A 13,949-nucleotide genomic window follows, 5' to 3' on the forward strand; every position below is an offset into this window, starting at 1 on the left:
CTCAGGCTGCCCCGAGGTGTTCCTCGCGCGGGGCGTGGCGCCGCTCGTACACGGTCGCTGCCGCCCAGAAGGCCACGGTGGCGATCCCGATCTTGTTGACGATGTCGGCGAGCGAGAAGGCGATGTGGACCCAATTGAGGTTCACGTTCTAGAACAGCACGGGCACCAGGTAGCCCAGCGGATAGACGCCCCAGGTCGTGACGAGCGCCAGCAGTCGCGTCCTGAACGAGTGGTCCTCCTCGCGGGTGGCGGCGCGCTGGTACGTCCGAAACTGGGTCCACATGATGGACACGACGGTCAGGTACCCCACCGTCGAGATGGTGCCCCACAGCAGGCGCGGCCCCGCCAGGATGACGCCCCCGTCACTGATCTGGTTGTTGCCGATATAGCCCGTAAAGATCATGAACAGGTCGGCCAGGATCAGCAGGGTGACGGGCCGCAGGATGTGGCGCGTTCTCAGCCGCAGCCCGAGCAGCCTGGCGAGCAGCAGCAGCGGGGTGGTGACCGTCCAGTCCATGTAGCGCTACTGCCCGGTGGCGACGTAGGCCTCGCGGGTGATGTTCAGCCGCTCGGCGGGGTTGCCCACCCGCGCGATGGTCTCCAGGTAATAGCGGTAGTTGTCCTGGATGACGAAGTACGACAGCCCCGCGATCAGGCAGATGATGGCGTGCAGCACCATCGCCGCGCGGTGCTCCTGGACGACCCGGTTCTGGGTGGTCAGGAAGTGCACGAGGCCCGCGAAAAAGGCGAACATCGTGACGACCATCACGTAGTAGGTCACCTGCGCGAGCAGGCCGACTTCCCCACCCGTCGGCACGAAACGTCCAGAGAGGTCCGTAGCTTTCCTCCATGCCCCGGGGGCAGTGAGCAACTGGGCGTTAGCGGAGCAGCCCGGGGTTGAAGGCCTGAACCTCGCCCTGGCGCAGCAGTTCGGCGATCAGGCGGTCGGCATGGTCCCGCGAGTCAGGCCCGCTGTAGCTGCGGACCACGTGCTTGTCGCCCGTGACGGTGGTGGCCTGCACCTCGTGCCGGAGCTGGTCGAGGACCCCCGACATCTCCACGTCCAGACTCACGATGTGGTGAAAGGCAAGCATCTGCCCGCTCGGCGTGTGAATAAAATACGGCCTCATGTCGGACTCCCTTCGGGCATGAAGGTTCTGGGCTGTCTCTCCTGACAAGGGCTCCTTTCCGGGGTAGTCAGGTGGCCACCGGGTCCACGTCATGTCGTCATACGACATATCGGGGGAGGAAGTCGCTTGGCCGGTCTTTACGGGGCCGCCAGAAAACGTTTAGCCGTCCTGGGGGCATGGGCGCGCTGGCCGTCGAGGAGGGCCTCTCGCCTGAGGTTCTCCCGGGGAGTGGGGCTCGCCTGCGCCGCTGGGCCCCCTCGGCGCCGGTCCGCCCCAAAGAGAAGGGCCGGGAGGATTCGTCCCCCCGGCCCCTCGCGGACGCGCCGCTCAGTACAGCTCGTCAGCGAACTTGTCCAGCTCGTCCAGGTAAGCGCCCAGCCACGCCACGAAGTTCGCCTTCGTGTAGCTCCCCGTGAGCATGTACGAGGCGTCGAGGTATACGCCGTCCTTGTCCTCATACGCCTGGCTGTACCACTGCGAGTTCCAGCTCGCCAGCTTCCCCGCGAGCCCGCTCTTGTCCTTGGGGAACTCGAAGCCGTTGCTGGCGGTGACGCGGGTACACAGCCCGTTCTTGCACCCGCTGAAGTAGAGGTACACGCTGTCGCCGTTCGCCTTGAGGACGATGGACGGCTGGGTCTTGTCGTCGCCGGGCCGGAGTTCGGGCTTGTAGCCCTCGTCGCCCAGCACCTTGACCAGCGAGGCGGGTTTGGCGTCGATGACCTCGGCGGTCGCGGCGTGGGCCGGGGCCAGGGCGCTGAGCGAGAAGGCGGCGAGGGACAGCGGAAGGAGGCTTCTCTTCATGCCCGCAGTGTGCCGGACAGAGGATGACTGGGGGATGACGCGGCCCGAAGTCCCCCAACGGGGGGTAGGGATCACCCCGGACGGCCCGGGGTTGACCCGCTCCGCACTCACCCCCTGGCCCATCGGCCCCTTCGATCGGGGGCCGCCCTTTCATGCGCTCCGTGCGTTGTCCGGGGCTGGCGCGGGCCGCACAATATGGCCACCCCGCGCCACTCCCCCAGCCGCGTTCCCGGCGCGGCGAGAAAGGTCCCATGCCCAGAGCCCTGCTGCCTCCCCTCTTCCTGCTCGGCCTCGCCCTGGCCGGGGGAACTGACCCCGCCCGGACGCTCACTCCTCCCGCGCTCGACCCCGCCCGGCCCGTCCGGGACCTGCGCCTCGCCGCCGACCGGGGCGGACATCTGGTCCTCGCCGTGATCGCGGACTCCGGCCAGGCCACGAGCGGCCGGGGCACCTTCACCGCGCGCACCGTCACGGCCTGGGAGTGGACGGCGGACACCTGGAGGGCGCTCGGCGGCGTCCTCAACTACGACCAGCCGCGCCCGGCGGCCAACCTCAACCTGGCGCTCGACGCCGGGGGCACCCCCGTCCTGGCCTGGAACGAGAACTCCGGCGACAACGACGTGGTGGTGTTCCGCGCCTGGCAGGGTGGCGCCTGGACCGACTGGCGGGCGCGCTACCTGGGCATCAGCTCCCCCCAGGCGGCCAAGACGCGGGCCGTGGCGGCGTGGCAGGGTGACCCCGTGCTGGTCTGGGGCGAGAACCCGCGCCAGGGCCCCGGAACGGTCCTGACCCTGCGGCGCTGGCGGGACGGCGGTTGGGAGAGGAGCGCCCCGCTGAACACCCCGGGAACGTACGGGCGCCAGCCCGCCCTCGCGCTGGGTGCCCGGGGTGAGGTCACCGCCGCGTGGCTGGAGGGGGACGTGGACGCGAGCCAGGTCGTCGTGGCGCGCCAGGCCGGGGCGGGCTGGCAGCGGGTGGGCGAACCGCTGGCCCGCCGGGGCCCAACGTATGTCGCCTCCCCGCGCCTCGCCCTGGACACGCGGGGGACCCCGACGGTGGCGTGGCTGGAGGACGTGGACGGGCGCGACACCCTGTTCGTCTCCCGCTGGACGGGGGGACGTTGGGCCGCGCTCGGGGGGGCGCTGAGCAGCGGCTTCGCCTCGGCGCCCTCGCTCGCCCTGGGTCCCGCTGGCCGCCCGGTCCTCGCCTGGGTGGAGGAGCGCGGGGGGGTGGGGCAGGTCCACCTCGCGCGCTGGACGGGCGCGGCCTGGCAGACGTTCGGGACGGTGAACCGGGACCCGGCGAGGGACGCGCGGTCGCCCTCGGTCGCGGTGGACTCCTCCGGGAACGTGGTCCTCGCGTGGCGGGAGGACCGGGGGGGGAGGTACGGGGTGGAGCTGCGCCGCTTCACGCCCTGACGAGGGTATGCCGAAAGTCGGCGCCCCGGGGGAGTGATGTGCCCCCTACCGCTGCCGCACGGGCAGGGGCTCGCGGGTGAGCCGCACCTGCCCGCCGCCCAGCGGCTGCCCGTTCGCGGCGAGGCCCTGGAAGCGGCCCGTATAGGTGTTCCGCGGCCCTCCCCGCACAGGCGACCACGCACGCTGGGAGGCGCTGTTCGCGCGCCATGTGGGGATGCCCCCCGCCGTGCGCCACCGCCTCTTCGGCTGGGACGTTCCCGCACGGGGCAAGTTCCTATCCAGGAGTTCCTCGACGCGGGCTACCACCTGGAGGAGAACGTGGTGGTGCGCGCCGGGCGGCTGCACCCACCGCCCCACCCCAACGAACGCGCCGAGTACCGTGCCAGCACACCATCACGCCGGGGCCGGGTCGGGGGTTCAAGGTCAAGAGGCGTCGTAGCGGTGGATGAAGAGCCCGGGGCGGGTGTCCAGGTTGGCTTGTGTGCGGCGGCAGGAGAGCCTTTTGGGCACCAGGTGATGGGGCATGGAACCGCCCCATATGCTGGATCCCGCCGAGGCGGTGAAGGGCACCAAAGCTCCCGCCCCGGGAAAGGGACAGGCCGTCTGTCATACAGCCGGTATCCAGGGAGGGGGTGAGCAGGCTCTCCCAGGGTCCGAACGCGCCCAGCGCGTCTGGCTGGCCCACGAAACACCCGGCGGTGCATCGGGAGGTCCGGTCCATTGCCAGCCAGAGAGGGCGGTCGTGCCGACCCACAAAGGGGCAGAACTCGGCGCACTCCAGCACCAGCGGCGGTGGAATGCGCCCCTTTTGTTGGTGGGGGCTCGGGGAGTTGAAGGCTGTGTGGCACAACCTTGTTCAACTTCAGCAGGGGACGGCGCAACCACGACCGGGCGCCCCCCGGTCACCCGGCGCCTCCCCAGGAGGGCGATGCGCTGGCCGAGCAACCGGTCCACCAACGCTTCCGTTTCCGGGGGCCTCCGGCGCCAGGTGGGGTCGAGCGTGAACGGCCAGCCGCAGACTCGGCACAGGTCACGTGGTGCCCCGGTGTGGGCGTGACTGGTTTTGACGGTGTAAATGCCACCGCACGAGGACGTGCACAACGCCCTGAAGTTCACCCGCACGCGGCCCCAGGCCCGGCTGCGGGTCCTCGTGCAGGAGGCCGGGGCCGAGTACCACATCGGGGTGGAAGACAACGGGGTGGGCTTCAACCAGCGCCAGAAGGACAAGGTCTTCGAGCTGTTCGGGCGACTGCACCCTTCCGGGGTGTATGAGGGAACGGGCATCGGTCTCGCCCTGGTCCGGCGGCTGTGCGAGCGCTTCGGGGGCCGGGCCTGGGGTGAGGGGAGGGTAGACCAGGGGGCGACCTTGTAGTTCGCCTGGCCCAAGGTTCCGGCAGTGAAATGACTCCGGCGGTTAGACCTGGCCGCGGTCCTTTCCGCCGCTACCACCCGGGTTTGTCCTGCCGGAAGAGGGCTTCGAGTTCATTCACCGCCTCGTCCCGGGGGAAGGCCAGGACGACCTTGCCGCTCATGCGTTGCGCTTCCGCCCAGGCCCATCCCCCATGCCGGGCCAGGATGCGCCGCACCTGCACCAGGCCGCTTCCCGGGAGCACCGGCACCGCCTGGTCCGTCCGCACCGCGAGGTCGAAGAGCGTCGCCGCCTCCTCCCCGGTCAGGCCGAGGCCATTGTCCTCCACCGTGACCTGCACCTCCCCCTCGACGTCCTGGCTGCTCACCGTCACGTACCGCGCCCCCCGCGACTCGCTCAGCGTGAACGTCATCAGCACCTCCAGGGCCTGGCGCAGCAGCGCCCGGTCCCCCCGCACGATGGGGAGGGGGTTGATCAGCCAGTACACCTGGGCGCCCCGCGGCGTGGCGGAGACCTCAGCCCGCACCTCCTCGAACAGTTCGCCCAGCGGCAGCAGGTCCTTCGTCACGTCCTGCCCCTCCAGCCGGGCGAGTTGCCGCAGGTCCTGGGCGACCCCCCTGAGCCGCGTCACCTCGTCGTGCAGCGCCGCCGGATCATAGGGCGAGAGGCCGTCCAGGGCCTCCGGGTCAACGGGCCGTCCGGGGTCGAGCAGGTGGCCCAGCCGCCGGGCCGGGGCTTCCAGGTTGTGGGCGGTGCGGGTGATCACGTTGCCCAGTTCGGCATTCAGGTCCGCCAGGCGGCGGGTGCGCTCGGCCACCCGCGCCTCCAGATCCGCGTTCAGCGCCCGCAGGTGGTGGATGTCGGTGGCCGCGCCGTACACCCGGACCACCTCCCCGCGTTCGTCCCGGACCGGGAAGGTGTTGACCACGAACCAGCGGTACTCCCCGTCATGGCGGCGGATGCGGTGCTCCTGACGCAGCGGCTGGTTCGCCCGCACGCCCTGCCGGTACTGCTGCGACGATCCTTCGCGGTCTTCCGGGTGGACGGCGTCCGTCCAGCCCCAGCCGGTGGCCTGCTCGAAGGTCTGCCCCGTGTATTCCAACCAGCGCTGGTTGTACCAGGTGGTGAAGCCGTCCGGCAGGCTTTCCCACAGCAGGTCGGGCACGAGGTTGGCGACGGCGCGGAAGCGCGTTTCCGAGGCTTGGAGGGCGGCCTCGGCCCGTTTGCGCTCGGTGATGTCATAGGACACGGCCAGGGCCGCAGAGATGCGCCCCGCCGCGTTCCTGAGCGGCACACCCCGGGTGATGAACGTGCGGCCGTGCGCCGTGTGCTCGTAGTCGAAGCCCTCGCCCGCGAGCGCCTGACGGTACAGCGCCTCGTACCCGGGGGCGAGCTCTGGCCCCATGGTCTGCGCAACGGTGCGGCCCACGAGGTCTTCGGGGGTCAAGCCAACGGCGGCCAACGCTTCACCCTGCGCCAGCACGTACCGCAGGTCGTGATCGACCACGAAGACCGCCGCGCCGGGCAGGTGCTCCATCAGCGTCCGCAGGCGGCCCTCGGACTCGGCGAGCGCGGCCTCGGCGCGGGCGCGCTCGATCCGCGGGAACAATCGGCTGGCGATCTCCTGAACCAGCTCAACCTCGGGCCCTGTCCACCGCCGGGCGCGGCTGTCTGCGACCGCGAAGTAGGCTTTCCACCTTCCGTCCTGGCTGTAGGGCACGGCGATGTACGCGCCGATCTTCTGGGCGGCGGCCCCCGCCCTCAGGGCCACCAGGGCGGCCGTGTCGCCGGGCAGGTCGTTCTCGGCGTCGTGGATGACGGACGTTTCCCCGGCGCGGAGGCTACTCAGCTCCCCCGGCGACACAAAGCGATCGATGGGATAGGTGCCCAGGACGGAGGGCACGTCCAGCGCGTGCCAGAAGTGGCGGACCGTGACCTCGGCGCGGTCCTCGTCCACATCGACATAGTGGTAGCAGGTCAGCCCCAGGTGGGCCGTGAGTTTGGCGCCAACGGTGTGGAGCAGCTCCTCCTCACGGGAAAGCTGGCTGAGGTCTTTGGAAATCTCGATCAGCAGTGCCTGATTCGCTTCGCGGCGCTTGCGCCCGGTGATGTCGGTAAAGAGCACCGCGACCTGGCGGCTCCCCTCGCCCCCCAGGCGGAAGATGTTCAGGTCGAAGGTCCGGCCCAGCGTGAGTTCGCTCTCCTCCACGCGCAGGGGGTTGCCCGTCTGGGCGACCTGCCCGTACAGCTCGGCCCAGCGCGGGTTCGGCGTGCCCAGCAACTCGGTCGCGGTGCGCCCCACGGGGTACGGCATCCCGGTGTGCCGCAGGAACGCGGGGTTCGCGTCGAGGAACCGGAAGTCCGTCCAGCGTCCTTTCTCGTCCGCCAGCACCTCGACGACCGCGTAGGCCTCGTCCATCTCGGTAAAGAGGGCACGGTATTTCTCCTCGCTCGTTCGCAGCGCGGCCTCGGCCCGCACCCGCGCGGTCACGTCGCGCCAGAACAGGGAGACCCCACCCTCGCCCGCCGGGTAGGCGTCCACCTCCAGGTGCAGGTCGTAGCCCTCGCCCGTGTAGTGGTGGGTGAGGTGCTGCTCGGTGCCCTCCTCCACGGCGCGCCGGAGGGCGAGGCCGATGGGCGCGTCCACCGAGGCCGGGAACGCGTCCCAGTGCGAGCGTCCCAGGAGTGCCGTGCGCGGGACGCCGAGCAGGCGCTCGGTGGCGGCGTTCACGCTCACGATGTGGAAGTCGCGGTCGAGAACGCAGTGGGCGTCGCCCATCCGTTCCAGAATCCCCTCCGCGCGCGGCTCGGCCCGGGCCGTGGCCGCCCCGGTAACGCGCCTGCCCGCCAGCAGGTCCGTCACGGTACGGCCGAGGTCGCCCGGTGGCAAGACCAGGCCCGCGGCCCCGGTTTCCATCACCGCGCGCGGGAGGGCGGCGGGGGTGGCGGATGCCGGGTCCTGCACCAGCACCGTCCCGCCCGCGCCGCGCAGGGCGCACGCCCCCGCCGCCCCGTCACGTCCCGGGCCAGCCAGGATAACCGCCAGTGCGCGCGGACCGAAGCTCTCCGCCAGCGACAGCAGCAGCCGGTCCAGCGGGCGTGCCGAAGGCACCTCCGGCTGCATGACGGCGCAACAGCGGTCCGGCCCCACTTCCAGCACTGTGTGCGGCGGGCTGAGGTACACCCGGCCCGCCTGGAGCACCGTGCCGTTCTCCGCCAGGTCCACAGGCCGCCGGGTGAGGCGCCTGAGCACCCCGGCCGCGTCGCTCGCCCCATGGATCAGCACCGGAGCGGGCCACTCGGCGGGGAGCTCGGCCAGCACTGCCGAGGCCACCTCCAGCGTGTCGGCCGGGGCGACCAGCACCAACACGTCGAAGGACGCTGGAGTCGGGCCGGAGTGTGGAGACATAGCCGCGTTGTAGTGTAAGCCTGCCCTCTCGGGGCCAAGTGAAGCGAAACTTGCCCTTGTGGTGGAGAAACGAGCGCTGAGCGGGGGACACGGTAACCACACCCGCAAAGAGTCCAGGGCGAGGTGGGAATCCCGGAAGCGGCGCTGCCCCGGCACAGGGCTGGACAGAAAGGGCGAACCCGCCCGGATGGCCTGGAGCAAGCCGCCCGGCTCGGCCCCGGTGGCTGGACCGCGGTGCTCCCCGGACACCAGCGGCAAAGGAGCGTTGGCGCTGGTGACACCCTCGCTGGGTTGGGCCCTCCCGGGAAGAACTGTCATTCGGTGCATTCACCCGCCTTTTCCCTCCTCGCCCAGGTCGAGGGGGAAACGGGCGGCAGCGGGTGAGGCGGGCGACATCCCCGTGTCACGGCGCGCCCCGTAGCGTGCCCTCATGCCCCGGAATTCGCTCCTGCCCAGCCCCCGGAACTGGCCCACTCTCGCTCCCACCCGACTGGCCCGGCGCCGCCCCGCCGCACGCCCGCTCGCCCTGCTGGCGGTCCTCCTTGCCGCCAGTGCAGGGGCCGCCCCCTGAAGGGGTCGGTCCACGTGCCGGGCCAGCACGACGTGCGCGGAACCTGGGTGACCCTGTGCGACCTCGACCCCCGCGGGAACTGCGTGGGGGGCACGGGGCAGTCCCAGCAGATCACCCGGCAGGACGGCAGTTCCGCCGGGTTCACCTTCGAGGACGCGCCGCAGAGCCCGCGCGGCGTCGTGGCGTGGAAGGACGTGAATGGCAATGGAAAGCTCGACCGGGGAGACCTGTGCGGGGCGTCCCCGGTAGACGGCCTGACGCCCGCAAAGGTTCGCGCTCCTTATCAGGGGGCGGTGGTGGGCAACCGCGAGGGCTTCGTCCGCAAGCTCTCCCCGGGCGGCAAGGTCCTGTGGACGACGGCCATCTCGACCCTGGAGAGGGACAACATCTTCGGCATGACGGCTGACGCCGCGGGCAACATCTTCATCGCGGGCGCGACGGGGGGTGAGCTGCAATCCGGCGCCCCGGCCAGGGGGCAGGACGCTTTCGTCGCCAAATTGACCCCCGGGGGAAAGGTAGCGTGGACGCGCCAGTTCGGCTCGTCCGCCGATGACCTGGCGCGGGGCGTGGCCCTGGGGCCGGACGGCTCGCTCTACGTCGTGGGGGAGACGGGGGGCACGTTGCCGGGCGGCCAGGATACCTTCGTCGCCCGGCTCTCGGGGGGCGGCGAGCTGCTGTGGATGCACCAGCTCGGCAACGAGTTCGACGACGTGGCCGGGGGCGTCGACGTGGACGGCACGGGGCACGTCTACGCCGCCGGGAGCGTCGGCACGAACGACCTGGCCGACTACGACGGCTTCCTCGCGCAGTTCGACGCGGCGGGCCGTCCCCTGTGGGCAAAGACGTACGCCACGGGCGGCCAGTCCTACGTGACGGGCCTGGCGGTGCGCGGCGACATGGCCGTTCTCGTCGGCAACACCGACACCGTGCTGCCCGGGCAGAAGTCGGCGGGGCCGGGCCAGTACGGCGTCAACAATGACGCCTTCGTGATCTGCGTGGACCCGAAGGGCGGGACGAGGCGGATCCGGCAGTTCGGGGGCAAGGGCACGGCCGGCGCCTCCGGGGTGACGATCACCGGGAACGGGGACGTGCTCGTGACGGGGGAGGCCGACGGCGGGCTCTTCGACCAGAAGGGGCAGGGCGAGTACGACGTGTTCGTGAGCCGCTACACGGCGGGCGGGGAGCGGCTGTGGACCCGCCTCTTCGGCACCGCGCAGTCGGACTACGGCTCCCAGGTGCTGCCCACGAGGGACGCGCTCTTCGTGGCGGGCACCTCGTTCAGCCCGATGGGTGGCAAGCCCGCCGTGAAGGACGTGGACGCCTTCGTGGCCCGCCTCCCCCTGGTGAACGGGGGGCGCTGAGGACTGCCCCACGCCATCCCCCAGCCATCCTCCCCCTCCTACCCTCGGGGCACGAAGGAAGCAACCCCCAGCGTTGCCCAAGGAGAAGAAGCATGAAGAACACCAAGTTCGTTGCCCTCGCCCTGCTGAGCGTCGCCTGCCTGTCGGGAGCCGCCAGCGCCGCCACTCCCGCCCAGAAGGGCTTTGTCACGGGGACCGTCGTGAACGAGCAGGGCAAGCCCCTGCCCGGCGTCGAGATCGACGTGGACAACACGCTCTCCTACGACAGCAGCCTCATCACGTACACCGACGCGCAGGGCCGGTACAAGGTGGATGTCCGCAAGCTCCCCTTCACCTTCCAGGTCTACGCGAAGATGAAGCTCAAGTACGGGGATTTCACGGTGAACGTCGAGCTGGTGCCGAACAACCCGGACGCCGTGGCGGGCGTGGCGGGGGGCGTGCGCGACTTCGTGTTCAGGCCCAAGCCGGTCACCGCCGAGGACCCCTACGGCAACCTGGGGCGGGTGTTCGTGGAGCGCGGGATCGGCGAGTACGACGTGGACACGGCGCAGGTGCAGGTGACGTTGACGCCCGTGGGCAAACTCGCGGACGGCTCGGCGGGCAAGACGCGCACCTTCAAGCTGCTGCCCAGCGGCAGCGGCCCAGTGATCCCCAACGTCATGTGGGGCACGTACAAGGTGACGGCCACGCTGGACGGCAAGCCGCTTCAGATTCGCCAGCGGATGGATGGCCGCACCCCCGCCGCATGGGGCGCGTCCTACACGGGGGGCTTCACCCGCGACTACAACGCGCTCACGCCCAGCATGTTCCTCGAAGTGCGGCTGCCCAAGAGCGGCGACTGAGCGGGGCGGCCCGAAGTCCGCAGAGACGGCCCGCTCCTCCGGCAGAGGTGAATCCCATGAACCCGGCCCCCGACCCTTCCCGTCTCCTGCGCCTCCTGCCGCTGCTGTCGGCGCTGCTGCTCGGCGGCGCCCTGGGAGTGACGGGGGGAGGCTTCGGCGGCACGGCCTCTCATACGGCCACCCCTGCCGCGACCCCGCCGAGTCGCCCCGCCCCGGTGCCCTCTTCCACCTCCAGCCCGGTGATCGTCACCTCGTCGTCCACCGTGGTCACGCAGACGACGGGCACGTCCCCGGACGGCTCCTCCTGAAGCTTCACCGCCATCCTCCTCGTGGTGGGGGCGCTGCTGGCCTTCGTGCTCCTCTCCGCGCTGTACGAGGGGTGGGCGGGGCGGCGCCGGGGCACCCAGGCGGTCCGGGTCCAGGTGCTGTTCGGGAACGGCGAGGACGTGAAGCGGCAGTTGCAACTTCTCGCCCGCCGCCACGACCCCGACGCCCCCGGCGCGCTGGCGATCCTGCTGCGGGAGAGCGCCCTGCTGCTCCTGCGTCACAAGGCGGACTGGGCCTATGGCACCGTGGAGCGGAGGGCCGCGACCGGGGAGGACGAGGCGAACGCCACCGTGGGACAGTGGGCCACCGCCGCCCGCGCCGCCTTCGAGACGCAGACCACCAGCCAGTACCAGAACGGCGACAAGCCGATCTCGGTGCGGACGCCGTCCCGCATTCCCGGGTACTGCGCGATCAGGCCCGCGACGGGGTACACGTCCAGGATTCGCAGCGTGTTGCCGTTCTCGGGGCCGAAAGTGGCCTCCACATGGCGCGGGGCGTAGAACTCAAGCGAGTCCTCCCCGCGCTTCTCGGCGGGCCGGTCGTGGACGGTGGCGGGAAGGCCGAGGAGCCGCGCGTCAAAGGTCACGCGCGGCAGAGGGAGAGGGGATGAGGCGGCAAGGGCGGTGGGCACGAGCAGGGCGAGGGGCAGGGCCAGTCTCATGGGGCGAGCGTACGGGGGGGTGGATGATTCAGGGGTGACGGGGCCTGGGCGTCAGTCCCGCCGCTTCTCGGGCACGATCTCGCCTCCAGGCCCCCGTCCTCGTTGCCATCCTCGGGCCACGGTTCCCCGTTTACCTTGCCGTCACGCTCGCCCGGTGCGGGCACCGAACGGAGGAACCCATGAACCGCACGACCGCCACGCCCAGAACCCTCACCCGACTCGTGCTGCCCGCCCTCCTGATCGCCCTGCCCGGGGGCGCCGCCTCCGCCGGGGGCGTGCCTGCCAGTCTGGTGGGCCAGTGGTTCAACGGCGCGCAACTCCCCGACGAGGCCTACAGCACCCCCTCGCTCGCGGGCGCGAACTCCGCCCGGTTCGTGTTCGCCAAGGACGGCACCTACCAGTTCACGAGGTTCGTCAAGACGCACATTCCCGGCTACGCGCCCATGTCCACGCTACTCATCGCCTGCGAGTCGCTGGATGTCACGACCGAGCGCGGCACGTTCAGGGTGCAGGGGAACAAGATCACCCTCACGCCGTCCTCCCTGAAGACCATCACGGGGCTCTCGCCCGCGGCCCTCAATCCGGGGTGCAAGCGATTTGCCGGTGTGGCGTCCACGAAAAAGCCGGGACCGCCCGAGAGCGACGTGTGGCGTGTCGCCGGAACCAAGCTCACCTTCGGCTCCGGGCAGGACGCGTCCACCTGGGTTCGCCGGACGCCTGCCCCTCCCCCGGCGGCGAGCGGCACCCTGCCCACCGAGCTGCGCGGCGAGTGGCACAGCGGCGCCGTGTCGCCCGTCGAGTATTACAACGTCGCCACCGGCAAGTGGGCCGAGGCCAGCGGCACCAGCATCATCCTCAAGCTGAACGCGAACCTGACGTATGAACGCACGGGGCTCCTCGTCGTCACGACCTACGGCTGCACCTCCAAGCTCCTCGTGCAGGAGAAGGGCAAGGTGGCGGTGAACGGCGCGGCGCTGACCTTCACGCCCACCACGAGTTCCTCGACCGGCTACACCTGCTCGCCGAGTAAGGTGTCCTCCGCCAAGAACAACGTCAGGCCGTACACCGGGCGCGCCCTGGTCAAGGTGGAGGCCAGCGGGCAGCACGTCCTGAGCCTGGCCTCCGGCAGTGGGCAGACCCTCTTCAACCGCCCGCTTGGCACGCCCCCCGAGAGTGCGCCGGGAACGGGCCGGGGAACGGTGACGCCTCCCGCGCCGGGTGCCTCCGGCTCACCCACGCCGAGCCACAGCACGCCGAACTCCCCCTCGGGGACGGTGGCGAGCCCAACGCCCGCGAAGTGGACGGCGAGCGGGACGTGGGACGCGGTCATCACCGTGAATGACCAGACATACCGGGTGCAGTTCAAGTTGCAGGACGACTCGCCGCGCATCCTGGGCTACGGGGACGAGCCGGTGGAGTATGCCAACGGCAACAGCGAGACCGGGGCACTCGATATCGGCCTGGAGGTCGGGGGCCGGACAATGGAACTCAAGGTGCAGGGGCGGTTCGACGGGGACCGTTATCGGGGCCAGGTGCGCTGGACGAACTACGAGGGCGACGACCTGGGGCGCGGCACCCTGACCATGACCCGGCGCTGAGGAGGGCGGGAAGTGAGCGCCCTCCGGGTGGGGTGGCGCCCACTTCCCTTGCGGGGCGAGGGGCGGGCGTCTGGCAAGTTCGGAGCCGACGAGGACGTGACTGCCAAGCAGTCAGGAATTCGGGAGCGGCTCGAAAGTTCAGCGAGAGCGTGTTTTAAACTGGCTTTTATCTCAACCGAGTACAACTTTCTTCTGCTCTCTTCTGCCCCTTCCTCCTTGGCTGTTCCGACCCTCTCCCCTCGTGGGAGAGGGCCTGGCGCAGCCAGGGGTGAGGGGGCGCGCAACGGGCAAAATCGGCCAATGAGGGCAGGCTACAGAGGTTGTACCGAGTGGAGATAAACGCCTGTGTTTTAAAAGGGTCCTCGTTGAAGACGAAATGCGCGGGGAGGGCGCTTGCGTTCCCCCCTCCCCGCCTCCCCAGAACGGGGGGAGGAGCAACAAGAACGTTCTCAGCGTGCTTCT

General features: G+C 70.5%; 14 protein-coding genes. 6 read left to right on the forward strand and 8 right to left on the reverse strand.

What is annotated here, in order from left to right; all coding sequences use genetic code 11:
• Window position 1: 1 nt before the first annotated feature.
• The 5 genes from DAERI_RS22410 to DAERI_RS10870 all read right to left on the reverse strand — a co-directional run bounded on the left by DAERI_RS22410 (window position 2) and on the right by DAERI_RS10870 (window position 1,931).
• On the reverse strand, window positions 2-145 hold the full coding sequence (locus DAERI_RS22410) for a hypothetical protein (RefSeq protein WP_165794162.1): 144 nt from the start codon (window positions 143-145) through the stop codon (window positions 2-4).
• Between the two features lie 3 nt (window positions 146-148).
• Window positions 149-517, reverse strand: a complete 369-nt coding sequence (locus DAERI_RS10855; RefSeq protein ID WP_103129453.1) for a bacteriorhodopsin — start codon at window positions 515-517, stop codon at window positions 149-151.
• Window positions 518-523: 6 nt separating this feature from the next.
• Window positions 524-817, reverse strand: a complete 294-nt coding sequence (locus DAERI_RS10860; RefSeq protein ID WP_103129454.1) for a hypothetical protein — start codon at window positions 815-817, stop codon at window positions 524-526.
• Between the two features lie 61 nt (window positions 818-878).
• Window positions 879-1,130, reverse strand: coding sequence for a hypothetical protein (locus DAERI_RS10865; protein ID WP_133162014.1), 252 nt, complete (start codon window positions 1,128-1,130; stop codon window positions 879-881).
• Window positions 1,131-1,457: 327 nt separating this feature from the next.
• Entirely contained in the window at window positions 1,458-1,931 is a 474-nt protein-coding gene (locus tag DAERI_RS10870) for a YbjN domain-containing protein (RefSeq protein ID WP_165794163.1), read from the reverse strand.
• A gap of 251 nt (window positions 1,932-2,182) precedes the next feature.
• On the opposite strand from DAERI_RS10870, the gene DAERI_RS10875 reads away from it, so the two are divergent.
• Window positions 2,183-3,349, forward strand: a complete 1,167-nt coding sequence (locus tag DAERI_RS10875; RefSeq protein WP_103129457.1) for a hypothetical protein — start codon at window positions 2,183-2,185, stop codon at window positions 3,347-3,349.
• 45 nt (window positions 3,350-3,394) lie between these two features.
• On the opposite strand, the gene DAERI_RS22005 is transcribed toward DAERI_RS10875, so the two are convergent.
• Window positions 3,395-3,694: a hypothetical protein gene (locus DAERI_RS22005; protein WP_133162015.1), complete on the reverse strand. Its 300-nt coding sequence runs from the start codon at window positions 3,692-3,694 to the stop codon at window positions 3,395-3,397.
• Between the two features lie 730 nt (window positions 3,695-4,424).
• On the opposite strand from DAERI_RS22005, the gene DAERI_RS10880 reads away from it, so the two are divergent.
• On the forward strand, window positions 4,425-4,721 hold the full coding sequence (locus DAERI_RS10880) for a sensor histidine kinase (RefSeq protein ID WP_103129458.1): 297 nt from the start codon (window positions 4,425-4,427) through the stop codon (window positions 4,719-4,721).
• A gap of 70 nt (window positions 4,722-4,791) precedes the next feature.
• Here DAERI_RS10880 and DAERI_RS10885 read toward each other — a convergent pair whose 3' ends face one another.
• Window positions 4,792-8,127, reverse strand: coding sequence for a PAS domain-containing protein (locus tag DAERI_RS10885; RefSeq protein ID WP_165794164.1), 3,336 nt, complete (start codon window positions 8,125-8,127; stop codon window positions 4,792-4,794).
• A gap of 585 nt (window positions 8,128-8,712) precedes the next feature.
• Here DAERI_RS10885 and DAERI_RS10890 point away from each other — a divergent pair.
• Both DAERI_RS10890 and DAERI_RS10895 read left to right on the forward strand, forming a co-directional pair.
• Window positions 8,713-10,059 carry an NHL repeat-containing protein gene (locus DAERI_RS10890; protein ID WP_103129460.1) on the forward strand — a complete coding sequence of 449 codons (1,347 nt, stop codon included), beginning with the start codon at window positions 8,713-8,715 and terminating at the stop codon, window positions 10,057-10,059.
• Between the two features lie 92 nt (window positions 10,060-10,151).
• On the forward strand, window positions 10,152-10,901 hold the full coding sequence (locus DAERI_RS10895) for a carboxypeptidase-like regulatory domain-containing protein (protein ID WP_103129461.1): 750 nt from the start codon (window positions 10,152-10,154) through the stop codon (window positions 10,899-10,901).
• 169 nt (window positions 10,902-11,070) lie between these two features.
• On the opposite strand, the gene DAERI_RS22415 is transcribed toward DAERI_RS10895, so the two are convergent.
• Window positions 11,071-11,217 carry a hypothetical protein gene (locus tag DAERI_RS22415; protein ID WP_165794165.1) on the reverse strand — a complete coding sequence of 49 codons (147 nt, stop codon included), beginning with the start codon at window positions 11,215-11,217 and terminating at the stop codon, window positions 11,071-11,073.
• A gap of 16 nt (window positions 11,218-11,233) precedes the next feature.
• Between DAERI_RS22415 and DAERI_RS10900 the strand changes: the two genes are divergently transcribed.
• Both DAERI_RS10900 and DAERI_RS10905 read left to right on the forward strand, forming a co-directional pair.
• On the forward strand, window positions 11,234-11,728 hold the full coding sequence (locus tag DAERI_RS10900) for a DUF1517 domain-containing protein (RefSeq protein ID WP_165794166.1): 495 nt from the start codon (window positions 11,234-11,236) through the stop codon (window positions 11,726-11,728).
• 340 nt (window positions 11,729-12,068) lie between these two features.
• Window positions 12,069-13,487: a hypothetical protein gene (locus tag DAERI_RS10905; RefSeq protein WP_103129463.1), complete on the forward strand. Its 1,419-nt coding sequence runs from the start codon at window positions 12,069-12,071 to the stop codon at window positions 13,485-13,487.
• The last annotated feature ends 462 nt before the right edge of the window (window positions 13,488-13,949 follow it).

It is taken from the genome of Deinococcus aerius, assembly GCF_002897375.1.
GTDB classification, from domain to species: Bacteria; Deinococcota; Deinococci; order Deinococcales; family Deinococcaceae; genus Deinococcus; species Deinococcus aerius.